This is a genomic window from Clostridium ljungdahlii (assembly GCF_001636845.1).
In the GTDB taxonomy this organism is placed as follows: Bacteria; Bacillota; Clostridia; order Clostridiales; family Clostridiaceae; genus Clostridium_B; species Clostridium_B ljungdahlii_A.
Genome location: NZ_LITT01000011.1, coordinates 431681 through 448167 on the forward strand (window position 1 = coordinate 431681; position 16487 = coordinate 448167).

At 30.4% G+C, this 16487-nt stretch carries 14 protein-coding genes and 1 pseudogene; 10 read left to right on the forward strand and 5 right to left on the reverse strand.

From position 1 onward, the window contains the following. Nucleotides 1-99: 99 nt before the first annotated feature. Nucleotides 100-1650: pseudogene (locus WY13_RS07310) on the forward strand (sulfite exporter TauE/SafE family protein); the annotation flags it as partial. 143 nt (nucleotides 1651-1793) lie between these two features. Here the strand turns inward: WY13_RS07310 and WY13_RS07315 are convergent. Next, entirely contained in the window at nucleotides 1794-3155 is a 1362-nt protein-coding gene (locus WY13_RS07315; RefSeq protein WP_063555032.1) for a sensor histidine kinase, read from the reverse strand. Then, complete coding sequence (locus WY13_RS07320; RefSeq protein WP_063555033.1) at nucleotides 3155-3838, reverse strand: response regulator transcription factor; 684 nt, start codon at nucleotides 3836-3838, stop codon at nucleotides 3155-3157. Before WY13_RS07320 ends, WY13_RS07315 begins: the two co-directional genes overlap by 1 nt. 452 nt (nucleotides 3839-4290) lie before the next feature. Here WY13_RS07320 and menA point away from each other — a divergent pair, with 452 nt between their 5' ends. From menA to WY13_RS07365, 9 genes are all read left to right on the forward strand, one after another. Continuing rightward, a complete protein-coding gene (gene menA / locus WY13_RS07325; protein ID WP_082848425.1) occupies nucleotides 4291-5187 on the forward strand; it encodes a 1,4-dihydroxy-2-naphthoate octaprenyltransferase in 897 nt (298 codons plus the stop codon). Between the two features lie 101 nt (nucleotides 5188-5288). Next, nucleotides 5289-5915, forward strand: a complete 627-nt coding sequence (locus WY13_RS07330; protein ID WP_063555034.1) for a type II CAAX endopeptidase family protein — start codon at nucleotides 5289-5291, stop codon at nucleotides 5913-5915. Nucleotides 5916-6059: 144 nt separating this feature from the next. Continuing rightward, nucleotides 6060-6347 carry a hypothetical protein gene (locus WY13_RS07335; RefSeq protein ID WP_063555035.1) on the forward strand — a complete coding sequence of 96 codons (288 nt, stop codon included), beginning with the start codon at nucleotides 6060-6062 and terminating at the stop codon, nucleotides 6345-6347. Nucleotides 6348-6404: 57 nt separating this feature from the next. Then, nucleotides 6405-7109 carry a bifunctional demethylmenaquinone methyltransferase/2-methoxy-6-polyprenyl-1,4-benzoquinol methylase UbiE gene (ubiE, locus tag WY13_RS07340; RefSeq protein ID WP_063555036.1) on the forward strand — a complete coding sequence of 235 codons (705 nt, stop codon included), beginning with the start codon at nucleotides 6405-6407 and terminating at the stop codon, nucleotides 7107-7109. A 319-nt stretch (nucleotides 7110-7428) separates the two neighbouring features. Then, nucleotides 7429-8253: a polyprenyl synthetase family protein gene (locus WY13_RS07345; RefSeq protein ID WP_063555037.1), complete on the forward strand. Its 825-nt coding sequence runs from the start codon at nucleotides 7429-7431 to the stop codon at nucleotides 8251-8253. Nucleotides 8254-8307: 54 nt separating this feature from the next. Further along, nucleotides 8308-8823 carry a DoxX family membrane protein gene (locus WY13_RS07350; RefSeq protein WP_063555038.1) on the forward strand — a complete coding sequence of 172 codons (516 nt, stop codon included), beginning with the start codon at nucleotides 8308-8310 and terminating at the stop codon, nucleotides 8821-8823. Nucleotides 8824-8887: 64 nt separating this feature from the next. Continuing rightward, a complete protein-coding gene (locus WY13_RS07355; protein WP_063555039.1) occupies nucleotides 8888-9427 on the forward strand; it encodes a FixH family protein in 540 nt (179 codons plus the stop codon). A gap of 18 nt (nucleotides 9428-9445) precedes the next feature. Next, a complete protein-coding gene (locus WY13_RS07360; protein WP_063555040.1) occupies nucleotides 9446-10840 on the forward strand; it encodes a 4Fe-4S binding protein in 1395 nt (464 codons plus the stop codon). Nucleotides 10841-10878: 38 nt separating this feature from the next. Then, entirely contained in the window at nucleotides 10879-11187 is a 309-nt protein-coding gene (locus tag WY13_RS07365) for a hypothetical protein (RefSeq protein WP_063555041.1), read from the forward strand. 145 nt (nucleotides 11188-11332) lie between these two features. Here WY13_RS07365 and pepF read toward each other — a convergent pair whose 3' ends face one another. The 3 genes from pepF to WY13_RS07380 form a co-directional block, all read right to left on the reverse strand. Next, nucleotides 11333-13120: an oligoendopeptidase F gene (gene pepF / locus WY13_RS07370; RefSeq protein ID WP_063555042.1), complete on the reverse strand. Its 1788-nt coding sequence runs from the start codon at nucleotides 13118-13120 to the stop codon at nucleotides 11333-11335. A 105-nt stretch (nucleotides 13121-13225) separates the two neighbouring features. Continuing rightward, nucleotides 13226-14848 carry a ribosomal protection-like ABC-F family protein gene (abc-f, locus tag WY13_RS07375; protein WP_063555043.1) on the reverse strand — a complete coding sequence of 541 codons (1623 nt, stop codon included), beginning with the start codon at nucleotides 14846-14848 and terminating at the stop codon, nucleotides 13226-13228. Nucleotides 14849-15108: 260 nt separating this feature from the next. Then, entirely contained in the window at nucleotides 15109-16416 is a 1308-nt protein-coding gene (locus tag WY13_RS07380; RefSeq protein ID WP_063555044.1) for a VanW family protein, read from the reverse strand. Nucleotides 16417-16487: the final 71 nt, after the last annotated feature.

Genomic DNA, 16487 nt, shown 5'->3' on the forward strand with positions numbered 1-16487 from the left:
AACTCCATCTGATTCAAGTTTTCACTTCATACCGTGAGGACTGTACCCATGTACACAGCTTATAAAATAACAATAATAATATACTGATGAGGTGAATTTATGAGTATAAAAAATATAAGACTAAAAGTATATAATATGACTTGTACATCTTGTGAAAAAGCCATAGAAAGAGCATTAAAAAAATTAGTAGGAGTTTTTAATGCAAAAGCCAACTATAGTGGTCAATTTGTCGACATAGAATATGATTCTGAACTTTGCAGTCTAAAGGATATAAAAGATTGTATAAATAGTGCTGGTTATAGTACTGAAAACTCCTCTAACTTCGGATTTGCTGGTATACTAATGGTAGCGATTGCTATTATTTTTATAGGTAATTCTACTGGTGGTTTCGATATGAACAATATGCTTAAAGGAGCAACCTATTTTGTACTCTTTGTAGTTGGAGTTCTCACCTCCATACACTGTGTGGGAATGTGCGGTGGAATAATGCTCTCTCAAAGCTTATCTAATGAAAGTACCAATAAATTTCAGGCAATTAAACCTGCAATACTTTATAATGTAGGGAGAGTAATATCATATACAATTCTAGGTGGAATTATTGGTGCCTTGGGTTCCGTACTTTCACTATCTATAAAAACTCAAGCTGCTCTTCAACTGTTTGCTGGTTTATTTATGATCATCATGGGATTTAATATGGCTGGTTTTTCTTTATTTAGAAAACTGCAAATAAAACTACCTTGGTCCTTTTGTTCCGTAAAGAATAAGCCTAAAACTCCATTTATGTTAGGTATTTTAAATGGTTTAATGCCATGCGGACCTCTTCAAACTATGCAGCTGTATGCTCTTGGTACAGGCAGCGCTGCTAAAGGTGCTCTTTCTATGTTCATCTTTGCATTAGGTACAGTGCCTTTAATGTTAACTTTCGGTGCAGTTTCTGGCCTATTAAGCAAAGGGTACACAAAAAAGATTTTAAAATTTAGTGGAGTCCTTGTAATTGTTCTAGGATTAATTATGAGTAATAGAGGACTGTCTTTAGCTGGAATAAATGTTGTTTCATCTGTAGCTTCTCTTTTGCCTGGCACCAATCAATCCCTTGCTGCTTCTGCGGCAAATAGCACTAAAGCTATTTTAAAGGACGGAGTTCAGGTAGTGAATATGACTGCAGATGGAAATGGGTATACACCTAATGTACTGTATGTAAAGAAAGGTATTCCTGTTAAGTGGATAATAGATGGAAAACAAATAAATTCCTGCAACAATGCAATTGTAGTACCATCATTAAATATAAAGAAGCAGTTGGATAATGGTAAAAATGTAATAGAGTTTACACCAGAGGACAAAGATATAAACTTCAGCTGTTGGATGGGAATGATAAATGGTGTAATTCGAGTAGTAGATAACTTAGATTCTGTTGATACATCTAAGCCAGATCCTTCAGCTCCACCAGTTGGCGGCCCAAATTGCTGCAGCGGTGGTGCAGTAGCACCTGGTGGTAATTCATCAACTAAATAACAAAATCAAAGCATATATGGAAGTGATCTAAGCAAGGTTCCAGCTGAAACTGTAGCTAATACTGCAATGGTAATTAGTAAAAATCAAAGTGCTACAATCAAGGGCATTGGCTATGAGTTTAAACCTCTTATAGTTGTTAGGTATTATTGAAGTGGTGGATGATATCAAAAAAGCTAACCTAGAAAATATTAGGCAAACATATATTAAATAAAGTAATACTAAAACCTCTTTGTGCTATAGCTTTTTTACAAAATACATAACACAAGGAGGTCCCTTTTTTATTAATTCATAAAACGTATAGTAAATGTAGATCCTTTACCTACTTCACTTTCAACAGTAATAGAAGCTGAATGTAGAGTTAAAATATCCTTTACTATGGTTAATCCGATTCCGCTTCCTTCAATTTTATTTCTGCTCCTATCTCCTCTATAAAGTCTTTCAAATATAAAAGGTAAATCTTCCTTGCTAATTCCAATCCCAGTATCTCTTATACTGACAATAATATTTTCTTTATCTCTAGTTAAGTTAATCCAAACTTTTCCTCCATAATTTGAAAATTTTACTGAGTTAGATAAAAGATTAATAAATACCTGTTTTAATTTATCTACATCACCAATTATACTATAGTCCTTATCTGGTCTTATATTATAGATTAGTTCTATATTTTTCTCTTTTAATGCAATTGAAAAATCATCACATACTGCAGATAACAATTCATCTAATAAGATCTTCTCTTTATTAATAGAAATTGTCTCTGCTTCAAATTCCTTTAGGGTATTTAGGTTATTTAAAAGTTTTCCAAACCTGATAACCTCATCATTTAAACCTATTAACTGTTCTGTATTTACTGGAAAAATTCCATCAATCATGGCTTCTAAGTTATTTTGAAGAATATTAAGTGGAGTTCTTATTTCATGCGATATATCAGAAACTAGCCTTTTTCTTAGTAAATCCTGATGATTAAGTTTTTCTCCTAACGTATTTATACTGATCTTAAGTTTCTCAATCTCTAATATGTCTGTGTCTATATTAGTTCTAGAATTATAATCTCCATTAGATAGTTTTACCGATACATTTGATACATCTCTAATAGGTACTGAAAACTGCTTTGAAATATACAGGCTAATAATTATTACAATAAGAAGACTTAAAAAAATACTAGCAATAATTCCTTTGTTAATGGATAATTTAAAATTTACATCATCAGCAGATAATAATATTGAAGAATATTGACCTATCTGTACATATCCAACAACATCGCCATTATATTTAATTTGGAAACTATTTGTGGTAAAAACTCCATTTTTACCATCTAAGGATTTAAAATGTTCTTTTTCTTTAATATCATTTGGATCCATCATCCAAACCAACTTTTTATTTGAATCTAAAAGAGTTATGCAGTAATTACTCATATATGCCTCATGCTTCATTTCACTTCCTGAAGTTGCTGTCCATTTTTTATCTCTTTTATAAACCTCTTGGAAATACTGTACTATTCTATCATTTCTTTTATTCTGGGTATTCACCATATATTCACTAAATTTATTGCTTATTGTGATATTTACAAAGATAGCAGTTAATAGTGCAGCTAATATGGAGCAAACTAAAATTATAATGCTTAGCTTTCGCCTAATACTATACATCAATTGTCACCACCAAACTTATATCCCAGCCTTATAACCGTCAAAATATACTTAGGATTTTTGCTGTCTTCCTCTATCTTCTTTCTTATATTTTTAATATGAACATCTACTGTCCTATCAAACCCCTCAAAATCCATACCAAAAGCCCTATCAATTAATTGTTCTCTAGTAAGAACTTTTCCTTTATTCGCTGCAAGAACATATAAAATATCAAATTCATTAGGGGTAAGTGGTATTTCTTGTCCTCTAACTTTCACAATTCTACTATCCTTGTAAATTTGGATATTTTCATTATCAAAAGATAAAACTGAACTATTGTTTGAATCTAATCTTCTAAATAGAGAATTAACTCTTGCAACCAGTTCTCTTGGACTAAAAGGTTTAACTAAATACTCGTCTGCACCTGTATTAAGACCTTCTATTCTATCTTCTAATGCAGATTTAGCAGTAACCATAAATATGTGTACATCAGATTTACCTCTTATAATTTTGCATATTTCCTCTCCTTGAATATCTGGCAGCATTAGATCAAGTATTACCAAACTGAATTCAATTGAATCAAATAGCTCTAAACCCTGTAATCCTGTAGTTGAGGTATGTACCTCATAGCCTTCCTTTTCTAAATATGCCTTTTGCACATTGGATATTCTTTCCTCATCTTCTATTATTAAAATTTTATTCATGCTACTCACCTCAATTTTATATTGTTAAAAACTAACAAATTCTTGAACTTATTTTTATATTATTTTTATATAATAACTGAATTTTGTAAAGATTTTATGTAGATTATAGAACTATATAAAAATTACAGTAACCTCTCTCATTTGGATATTTTTTATTCCTATAAAATCTTTATAAAATCTTCACATTCTTAATCTATAGTATATATAAATCAATAATTTAAATCTACTATTTTATCCGATGGCTACCATCCGTAACACTCCCATCACACACAGCGAAAGCGATTTAGAGTTCTTATGCTGTGCATAACGGCTGATACGCCCCTGGATAAGTTCTTCCAAGACTCAGATGGGAGAGGTATTCCTCATAAGCAAACTCCACCTGAGTCTAAGAATCACTTGATAAAAACACTATAATCTTAGTGGCAACAAATATATGAGGAGGATAAAAAAAGATGAAACAAAAAATAAAAATATGGTTAAGAGCTGCAAGGCTTTTTTCCTTAACTGCTTCTATAATTCCAGTTACAATAGGTGCTATATTTGCTGCAAAAGAATCAAAATTTCAGTTAATGTACTACCTACTTTCCCTATTTGCTGCTGTACTTTTACAAGCTTCAGTAAATATGCTTAATGACTATGATGATTTTATAAATAAAGTTGATACAAAAGATTCAAGCTCTTCTAATGGTGTTATTTTAGAAAATTTGTTAACTCCTAAAGAAATATCTAAAGGTGGGCGTCTAGTTTTAGCTTTAGGCTGCATCATCGGATTATTTCTAGCTTTCAAAAAAGGACCTTTTATTCTAATTCTAGGGGCTATAGGAGCTTTAAGTGGTTATTCATACACAGGAAAGCCACTTATGCTAAAATATAGAGGTTTAGGTGCTCCTTTAGTATTTATAATCTTTGGCCCTCTAATGGTCTTAGGTGGATATTTTGTACAAACTCAAAGAATTAGCACTAACGTACTTTTGTTATCTATACCAGTTGGACTTTTAACTACAGCAATTTTGCACGCAAATGATATTAGGGATATTTATCATGATAAAAAAGCTGGAATAAAAACTCTATCTATAATTATTGGAAGAGCTAATGCCTGCTATATTTATTATGGTTTAGTTTATTTATCCTATATTTCTGTTTTAGCTATGACTTATTACAGAGTTACCCCTATTTGGAGTTTACTTTGTCTAATTACATTGCCAACAGCACTAAAAAACATAAATAAATTGCGTATATCCAATGGTTCTGCTTCTGGGTTAAAAGCTCTTGACCAGGAAACAGCAAAACTACAAGCACAATTTGGAGCTATCCTTATTATTTCACTACTATTTTCTTCTATAAAATAAAATCCAGGTCTATTTAATAGAAAATCTTTATAACTTAAAAATTTCTATAGAAGAAAATAAAAACTTAAAAACACCGTAAGTAATACAAAATTGAGGGAGGCATTGTCTTGAACAATAAAAATTATAAATACTTAACTTTTACATTATTTTCAGCAGCAATCTTATGGTACTTAATGTTTGTTATAAAGCCTTTTAACTTTTGGATAGAAATGAGTGTATCAATATTAATATTAATATTAATGGCATTCTTTGCTGATAGAGATATATTCCACTTTGGAAAAATAAAACCGAGACATATTTTAATTGGAGTAATCTCTGCGGTAGCCTTGTATGGAATATTTTATGTAGGAAATATTATATCAGGATATTTGTTTCCATTCAAAGATACTCAAATCTCATCAGTTTATAGTAATAAATCAAATGCTAATCTAACACTGATAAGCTTATTGCTATTTTTTATAATTGGTCCAGGAGAAGAGCTATACTGGAGAGGGTTTATACAAAATACTTTAGGTAAAAAGTTAGGAGATACCAAAGGGTATTTAATATCTATTTTATTATATACAGGTGTGCATATTGTTACCGGCAACTTTATGCTAATTATAGCAGCTTTAGTATGTGGATTATTCTGGGGGTGGCTTTACAAAAAAGAGAAGAGCCTTATTCCTGTACTTATATCCCATGCCATTTGGGATTTAACAATATTCGTCTTGTTTCCACTAATGTAGTATTTTGGTCTTATATAAAATATATACAATAATAAATTTTTATAGATTTTGAATTTCTTCATAACTTCTTTATATACACAATATATAGTTTAATTAGAATATAATTATTTTCTAAATTTAAAAAAACATTTTGGAGGGATAAGTATGAATTGTCATGAAGATAACAAAGAAAAACAAGGAAAACAAAATCATAGTCCATTAAAGCATATGTTGCATATGGTTATCTGCTGTGGATTACCTATAATTATTATAGGATTATTACCAGTAATAACAAGATTTAGTCCTAGTGCTGGTAATACACTTGGGAAAATAGCACCATTTTTGTGTCCAATAATGATGATTTTTATGATGCCAATGATGATGGGTAGTAATAAAAAAGGAAGTTGCTGCGATACTAAAAAAACTAATGCTAATAACAAAGATGTAATTTAGATTTAAAATAATCTGTAGAATATTTTAAATTCAGTTATGAAAAGAGGTATACTTCACATGATGAATAATACTATAGATGTACAAAACATTTTCTCCTCTATTGCAGAAAACTATGATAAGTTGAATTCAATCTTAACTTTTAATATAGATAAAGTGTGGAGAAAGAAAGCTATAAGAGTGTGTGATCTAAAAGTCGATAGCAAAGTTTTAGATTTATGCTGTGGTACAGGACAGATGATTAATTATGCCTGCAGAAAAGTAGGGAAAAATACTGAAGTTATAGGACTCGATTTCAATCAAGAAATGATTGATGTTGGATATAAAAGACTTAATCAAAACATAAAGGCTTATAATTTTAGATTAATAAAAGGTAACGTTTTAGAATTGCCTTTTGAAGATAACAGTTTTCACTGTGTAACAATTGCATTTGGCCTTAGAAATGTTAAGGATAAAAATAGAGCATTGTCGGAAATGTATAGAGTTTTAAAGCCTGGTGGAAAATTAGTTTGCCTTGAGCTATCTAATCCAGAACTTCCTATTCTCAAAGAGCTTCATTCTGTATATCTAACTTTTGTTCTACCTACTATTGGATATATAGGCACAAAAAACAAAGGAGCATATGCTTACCTTAAAGATTCTATTAAGAATTTTATGCCGAAAAAAAAGTTGAAGCTTTTATTTGATGATACTGGTTTTATAAGAACTGGATATATATCTTTAACCAGTGGAATTGCTTCTATTCATTACGGAGTCAAAAAATAGATCCTATAGAAATATTATATTGGATTTATATCCAATATAATATTTAAAATAAAAACTGGTGTTAACTTAACTCCTAGTCAGCTATCGGTTATATCGGAGAATTTAAATACAATTGTAGGTTTTTCTAATTTAAAACCCGAATTTAGTTATAAAATTCATGACTAAATTCGAGTTTTAACTTATTTTATAGATTTTTGGCTTTTAATAAATATCTTCATATTTTCTTCACAGCAAATCTCTATAATAACAATTGTAGTCGGGATATAAAAAATCAATTATACATCAACTTACTTAATTAGAATATATAGGTGGTGAAAAAATGAGATTCGATGAAATTTCAATTCCAATAATAAAAGAACTCAATCAATTTGAATTAGAATTAAAAAACGTTGCAACAGAATTAGATGAGACTATCAAAAAAGATATATTTAGTTACTTTTTTTCAATTCCGGGCAAACGTCTAAGACCTACATTAACATTTTTATCTGCAGGTGCTATTAGTAGTGAACTTACACCATCTGCAAAACATAGCTTAATTCAGCTAGCAATAGGTATTGAGCTTATTCACAGTGCCAGTCTAATTCATGATGATATCATAGATGGTGACTTACTAAGGCGCGGTCAAAAAACCTTAAATAAAACCTTTGGAAATAAAATAGCAGTGCTTGCTGGTGATGCTTTGTACTCAAGAGCCTTTACTATTTTCTCAGATACTCTGCCAAGAGAATTTGCGCAGGTAATAGGAAGAGTTACTGAAACAATGTCTATGGCTGAAATATTAAATGCTAACAATACTTCTCCAGATCGGGAAACTTATTCGAAAATAATTTTAGGAAAAACAGCAGCTTTTATGAGTGCCTGTTGTAGTCTTGGAGGAAGTATAGTCGGAGCAAGTGAAAAAGAATGCAATATGCTTTCTAAATACGGTGAAAACCTTGGTATGGCATATCAAATACTAGATGATTATATCGATGAAGATCACGCTGCAATGAAAAATGTAACTATTGAAGAGGGATTTCAATTTGCATATGTTGCTAAATCTTCTATTGAGAATTTAAAAGACTCAGCGTACAAGCAAAGCTTAATTATATTAGTGGATTATGTTTTAGATTTTTATAGTCCTAAGGTAGAGAACTCATTATAGTGACTATTTTCTGTAACTTTGATTTATAACTAAAATATAGGAGTGTGTATAAAGATGAAATTTTTCCGTGACAAAAGATTTGCTGTTCTTTGGACAGTGCTTAGAATCTGGCTTGGTTATGAATGGATATCCTCAGGTATTGAAAAAGTATCTAATCCAACTTGGGTAGGAAGTAAAGCTGGAGTAGCAATTACAGGTTTTCTTAAAGGAGCACTAGCTAAGGCTACTGGAGATCATCCCTTAGTACAAGGTTGGTATGCTAGCTTCGTTCAAAATGTTGCTCTGCCGAATGCAAAAATTTTTAGCTACATGGTAGCTTTTGGTGAAGTATTAGTAGGTATTTCATTGATTCTTGGTGCTCTAACAATTGTTGGTCTACTTGCTGGGGCATTTATGAATTTAAATTATATGTTAGCTGGTACAACTAGTACAAATCCTAATTTATATACTGTAGCAATTTTACTTATGGCAGCTGGAACAAATGCTTACCTATTCGGCCTTGATAGATTTATCTTGCCTAAGTTAAAGAAACTTTTCCCCAAGAATTCTAATGTAAATATAGTGACGTAATTCTTTTTATGTTGCCAATTTTCCAAAGATAAAATACTACACTAAAGTAAAGGAAGGATAAAAAATGAAAAACAAATTAATTAAAAGACTATCAATTATTTCAGCTCTAGTTCTAACTTTATCTACATCAGTATTAGCTGCCGGCGGTGGAAAAAATATAGAGCAGCAGGTTGATGGTGTTAAAGCAACTCTCACTTTCACAGAAGATAAGGTAAAAACAGGTGAAAATAAGTTAACATTGAAACTGTATGATGATAAAGATAAACCTATAGTCAATGCTAACGTGAACGTATCCGTAGAAATGGATAAAGACAGTATGAGTGATATGAATATGGATAGCTCAAAGTCTGATATTGTTCAATTCAAAAAAGGCTATAAAGATGGTGAATATGTTGGTACTGTAAAATTTAGCGATAAAGGCAAATGGAAAGTTAAAACAAACTTTATGGCAAGTAATGGAGAAAAAATGGCTGATTTTAATGTAGACGTAATAAGTTCTGGACCTAACTGGTTTGTTGTTGGAGGTTTCTTAGTTGTAATTACTTTAATAATAGTGATTGCTGGGATTACAAAGAAAAAGAAGAAAAAAACTATAAAAGCATAAAAAGTGAGGTAATGTTTTATGTCAGAAAAAAAGAAACCTTTAGTTGATGAAGAAAAAACATCCTCATCAGATGATAGAAATCTTTTAAATAATAAAAAATTTGCAAGCTTTATTAAAAGCAAGTGGTATCCTGGTATCTTTCAATGGCCAGTAGCAATAGTTTTTGCATTTATCGTATATCAACTACTCTTTGGACCAGCTGAAGCCCATGATAATTTTGGTACTGCGGGTACATGGGTATTATGGTGGCCTATACTGCCAATTATGTTATTCCTATTAGGCAGATTTTGGTGTGCTATCTGTCCTTTTGGACTTCTTAACGATGTTGTTCAAAAATTTGTTGGAAATAACCATCCAGTTCCTAAGTTTTTAAAAAAATATGGAATATGGATTATAGATGCAACGTTTATTGCAATAACTTGGAGTGACCATGTTTTTGGAGTTGTTGAATCACCTAGAGGTTCTGGAACACTATTGTTACTAATTACCACTGGTGTAGTACTTTCTGGTGCAATATTTGAACGTAGAACTTGGTGTAGATATTTATGCTTTTTAGGTGGATTATCTGGTAACTATACTAGAACAGGAATGATGGAACTTAGAGCTACTCCTGAAAAGTGTGCTAAATGTAAGGCCTTAGCTTGTTACAAAGGCAGTGATAAAGCTGCTGGGTGTCCTATGTTTGAGTTCCCAAGGGCTATGGAAACCAATGCAGAATGTAATTTTTGTGGAAACTGTGTAAAGAATTGTCCTAATGACTCTATAAGAATATCACAACGTGTACCTACTAGAGAGTTGTGGTTTATTCGCAAGCCAAAACTTGAAGAATCCTTCCTTGCTGTTGTAATTATGGGTATTGTATTTGTACAAAATATTACCATGGTTGATATATGGAATGGTATCTTAAGTTGGCTTGAACATATAACTGGAACTACAAGCTACTATGTAACCTTTACTATAACATTTATTATAGCAATGTTAATTCCTATACTAATGTTAACGACAACAGGATTAATTGCTAAAAAATTTAATGGAGATTCTATTAAACAAAACTTTGCTAAATTTGGATATGCCATCATCCCACTAGATCTGTCTGCTCATATAGCCCATAACCTTTTCCATCTACTAGCAGAAGGCAAATCAATATTATTTACCTTTATGGGGCTATTTGGCATAGAAATGCAGGGTTCAACAGCAATTTTAGATACTCCAACAATACAAGTCCTTCAGTATCTTTTAATTGCTCTTGGAACTATAGGTTCAATATATACTGCATATAGACTTGCTAAGAGTAATTATGGTAGTAAGAACAATAAGTCCTTAGGAACTTCAATAGTATATAGTGTTTTAATAGTAATACTAGGTATTATAAACATAGTACTATTCATGCTTCCAATGGCAATGCGTATGTAATTTAATTTATTATAAAATTAGTTGGGAGATGATACATTATGGTAAAAATTGATGACAAGGCTTTGAATTATGTTCAGGGTGAAAATTTATGCTTTGTAGTATGCGTTAAAAAAACATCAATAAATTGCGATTGTGGAAATTGTAATACTACCGTCAGAACTCTTAAAATTAAGGTTTTATTTGAAACTGAAGTTTTAGACAAGGAACTATATGATATTTATAAATATCAAGATATCAAGGTATTTGTTTTAAAAGATTTAAAGGTTGTTGGTGATATAAATGTTTATCAAAAGGCAAAAATACCTTTTATGCAACCTATATTCGGAGTTAAAGGCATCATAGCTTAACAATATTTTACAAAAATCAACTATTAAGTTATCAAGGTAGTAACACTCTTGCTACCTTGATAACTTATTTTCCTAAATATAATTCAAAACTATATATTAACCTCAAACTCCTTAATACGTCTATAAAAAGTTCAACCTTTTCACTTTACACAGTTTCTAACATATCTAATAATTCATCAAACCTCTTTATAGTATCCTCTAAAGGCTTAGGTGCAGTCATATCCACCCCTGCTTTTTTCAATACATTTATTGGATAATCACTGGATCCACTCTTCAAAAATCCCTTATAAGATTCTACGGCCTTTTCTCCATTTTTCAATATTGCATTAGCAAAAGAATGTGCTGCTGCATAGCCTGTAGCATACTGATATACATAAAAATCCCAATAGAAATGAGGAATTCTTGACCACTCTATATCTATTTCCTCATCTACAACCATATCTGGTCCAAAATATTTTACATTTAATTCTCTCCAAATTTTACATAAATCTTCTCCTGTAAGTGGTGTTCCATTTTCTATTTTTTCATGAGTTACTTTTTCAAATTCAGCAAACATAACCTGTCTGAATACGGTAGTCCTAATTTGCTCTAATTCTTGATTTATGAGATAAAGCTTTCTTTTTTCATTCTTTTCGTTGTCAATTAAATAATGTATCAATAAGCTTTCATTAGTAGTGGAAGCCACTTCTGCACAGAAAAGAGAATAATTTGAATATATATAATGTTGATTTTTTCTCGAATAATAGGAATGTATGGAATGACCCATTTCATGTGCTAAAGTAGAAACATCTGTAAGCTTATAGTCATAATTTAGAAGCACATAAGGCATAGTATCATAATTCCCTGTGGAATAAGCTCCTCCTCTTTTACCTTTGTTTGGATATACATCTACCCATCTATCCTTTATTCCTTCATCAAATATATCTAAATACTCTTCTCCTAAAGGCTTTAATCCTTCTTTTACTATTTTTACTGCTTCATCATATTCCATATGTTCTTCTACAGTGTCTATTAGTGGAACATATAAATCGTACATATGCATTTTATCAAGTCCTAAAAGTTTCTTTTTAATGCTTACATATCTGTGCAGTGATTTTAAATTGTTATTTATAGTAGCAACAGTATTATTATAAACATCTAAAGGAATATCATTAGGTTTTAATGAACATTCCATTGAACTTTTATACTTTCTAGTTTTTGATATAAAAACAAAATTTTTAATATTTGAGGTAAGGGATGCAGCTAAAGTATTCTTATATTTTTTGTAAGTGTTAAATAAGGCTTTAAAGGCTTCTTTTCTAACAGTTCTCTTTTTAGATCTTATAAAAGTTGAATAATTTACATCGGTAAGCTCAACTCTTTTTCCCCTCTCATTCTTTATTTTGGGGAAAGTCATATCTACATTAGATAACATACTGTACACTTTCTCTGGGGCATTTAGACAATCTGATACTGAAGCTATAATTTCCTCCTGCTCCACACTTAAAACATGAGGCTTCTTTTTCAAAATTCTTTCTAGTAAAAACTTATACATATTTAATTCGGGAACAGCTCTCATAAATTTATCTATAGTTCCTTCTGGTAAACTCAATATTTCAGGAATAAAAAATGCTTCCATGCTTTTTATTTCAGCATTATATGCATATATTTTATCTCTTAAAACTTGAAAAGTAGGATTAGCCGTATCTTCATCATTTTTCATGTGTGCAAAAACAGCTAGTTTTCCTGCTAATCTTGAAACTTCTTCATCCAGCTTAAAATATTCTAAAAGCTTCTTGCCTTCAGATAATTTACCAGCATATTCACTTAATTTTGGTGCCATGGATTTTAACTTTTCAAAATCCTTTTTCCAGTTTTCTATATCTTTATATATTTTCTCTACCTTCCATTTATCTTCTTTTAATATTTGATCTCTTCTTTTTGTTTGTACCATATAACATTCTGCTCCTTTTCTATAATTATAGTATTTAGGAAATTTTGCAATTAATTTTCCTACATTTTACTTTAATTATAAATATTTTCACTCCATATTACTACATTATTGCAGCCTATTTAATTCTTTTACAACATTTTGGTATTCTTTTTCCAGTACCTCTTTATCACAATTTTTTAAGGACATTCTAGAGACAATTTCCGTAAGTTTCATCTGTAAAATTGATTTTTCTATATATATATTTCCTTGGTTTTTTGATACTTTTTTACTTTCTTCAAATTCTTTTAAATTACCTTCAAATTCCACTATCTTTTTATCCTCAATTATAAGAAGTCTATCTGCTACAGAATTTATAAAAGCTCTATCGTGAGATACAAAGAGTACAGTTCCTTCATAACTTTTTAGGAAATCTTCTAGTGCTTCAATAGACTGCATATCAAGATAGTTTGTAGGTTCATCAAGAAGCAGTACATTTGCCTTTGACGCAAAAAGTTTTGCAAAAGAAACCTTTATTTTCTCTCCACCACTTAAAACTCCAACCTTTTTATGCACTGTATCACCAAAAATCAATAATCTTGCCAAAATTGTCATCACACAGCTTTCACTTTGAACGCCACTAACCATAACATTTTGGAGTACAGTTTTATCAAAATCAAGATCTTCAAAATTCTGATGGAAATACCCAATAACTGCTTTTGGCACAGTGTAAATTTGATGGCTTTTCCTATTTATAAGATTTAATAAAGTAGTTTTTCCAGAGCCATTATCTCCTACAACTGCTGTCTTCATTCCATTATAAACTTTAAATTTAGCATTATGAAAAATCTCATTTCTATTATATTTAAAACAAAAGTTATAACTAGACATAATAATTTTATTTTGTGGAGGATTGGTTAAAGAAAAATCAATTTTTACTTTTAAAATTTTATCGGGTTTTTCCTTAACTTGCAGCTTTTCAATGCGGGATTTTATTCCCTTTACTGCACCATCTAATTTTTTCTTTTTTTCATTGACTGCACGTTTATGAAGCCTTGCTTCGGAATTTCCCATTCTCTTTGGAGTTTTTTTCATAGATTTTGATTTACTCTGTACATCTCTTGTTGCTTTTTCAAGTCTTGCTTTTTCCATTATATATTCTTCATATTCCATCTTCTGTCTCTTTATTTTTAAATTCTTTTGCTTTCTGTAAAAAGAATAGTTTCCTTCGTAAAAGGAAAGTTTGCCATTTTTTACTTCAATAATTTTATTACATATGGCATCCATAAAAGCTCTATCATGGCTTATTAACACAATAGTTTCTATCTTACTCAACTTTTCTTTCAGTACTTTAATGCTTTTATAATCTAAATTGGATGTAGGTTCATCTGCCAGAAGCAAAGAACTGTTTTTACTTAACTCAGCTGCAATAATAAGCTTAGCACGTTCACCTCCACTTGCCTTCTGACGATCAAATTTATCATTGACTCCAAATTCTTTAAAAAGCTTACCTTGCGTATTCACATTTTCATCTGAAAATTGCTTTATATATGCTGCAGAACAATACCTTTTAATAACACCTGTATCTGCATCTGTCTCTCCTGATAAGATATTCAAAAGTGTAGTTTTACCTGCACCGTTTTCTCCTACAATACCAATTTTATCTCCTCTTAGTATTTTTAAATCATTGGTAGATATGATTAATCTATCTCCATAATATTTTTTCAAATTAACAGCTTCTAAAATAAGCATAAAAAAATCTCTCCTTTGCAAACGCCGGAAAGATAAATGAATCCATAAGTATATAGCTATGCCAAAAAAGCATAAACATCTATAGTAATTATTATTTCATTTAAACTAACCCAGCAAAAATAAAGGCACAAAAAGCCTTAAAATAAAATTCAATTTGTTTAAAAAACGCTGAATTAGTTAATCTTCATTAATTACATACCTTGCCCTTTCTATAATATATCTTATATATTACTATATCTAAAATAATATATCAACCTATCTCATTTTACATAGCAATCACTGTTTATCTCATATCTTGAAATTTCTTTTCCATCTTCATAAGTAACTTTATACGCTTTTGCCTCACATACATCCTTGCCAGATCTATTTACTGTTTTTACACTATTTACAAGCTTATAGGTCTTTTTTGTCAACTTAGAGTTTGAATAAATATTAAATGCAAGTTTCTTATCATCAGTAGTACATTCTATATATATGGGATACCCCAGTGTATTTTTAAATTTATAATCTATGTTTCCATAATCCACAGTAGCATCCATTCCAATACCTACATAACTTACAGGCATATTGTGGTGGTCTCTTTCTGTGGGCACTATGCCTGATCCTACTACAGCATTATGAAGAGTACTTGATACCTGACACACTCCTCCTCCTAGACCAGATTCCACTTTATCACCTACAATAACGTGTGCAGCTTCATATCCTCTTTCTGCTGTCCTCTCTCCTACTATTTTGTTAAAGCTAAAAGTTTCATTTGGCATAACAACAGTTCCATTCAATGCTTTAGAAGCTACCTGTATGTTATTAACTCTGTTTGCTGTAGAAGAAGAAAAATCCGTAGCAAAACTGGATATTTTTGTATCTATTTTTTGTAAATCTGATTTTTTTATAGCAGGCTCCACTTTTTTTATTTTAACATCAACTATAATGTCCTTAATATCCCTATTACCTATTTCCCTATCAATATCTTTAAGAAGCTTGTCCTTTTCAACCTCATATCCTATTTTTTCTTTAGTAATTTGAAATTTATCGTTTTTGTCTTTAGTCATACTTGCATTTACTTGTTTTTTATCACATTCACCTTCAATTTTTGATATAGTTTTTTCAATTTCCTTTTTATCATAACTGTATTCTAGAGAAAAATTTTTTTCTTTACCGCTGCTTATGATCTTGTATTTGTAAGACACATCTCCACTTTTTCCATAGTTAAATGCATCTTTTACAGTGTCATCTACATTATAATTTATATTTAACTTTGAATAATTTATTGTATACATTTTGCTTTCAATTCTAATTATTATGTTCTTATTCAATATTTTATTTATATATTTGCTTTTTAAGGTGTCTGCTGCTTCCTCTTTCGTTTTTCCACTTAATTTTACACCTTCAACTTTAACTCCTGGATATATGAGTTTATTATATCTATTAACTAAAAAATGTACCCATATTACGTGTAAAGCATATATAAATAAAACTAATATACAAAGAGACCTTACTGCTTTCTTTTTATTAATTTTCAATTTTTGTTTTTTTATCAATCTTTCTTCTCTGTCTATACTTTCTACCATTTACTACTATGAATCCTCCTAAAGCTCAAACTTACTTTGAATAAAAGTATACGTAAAATTGAATATATACT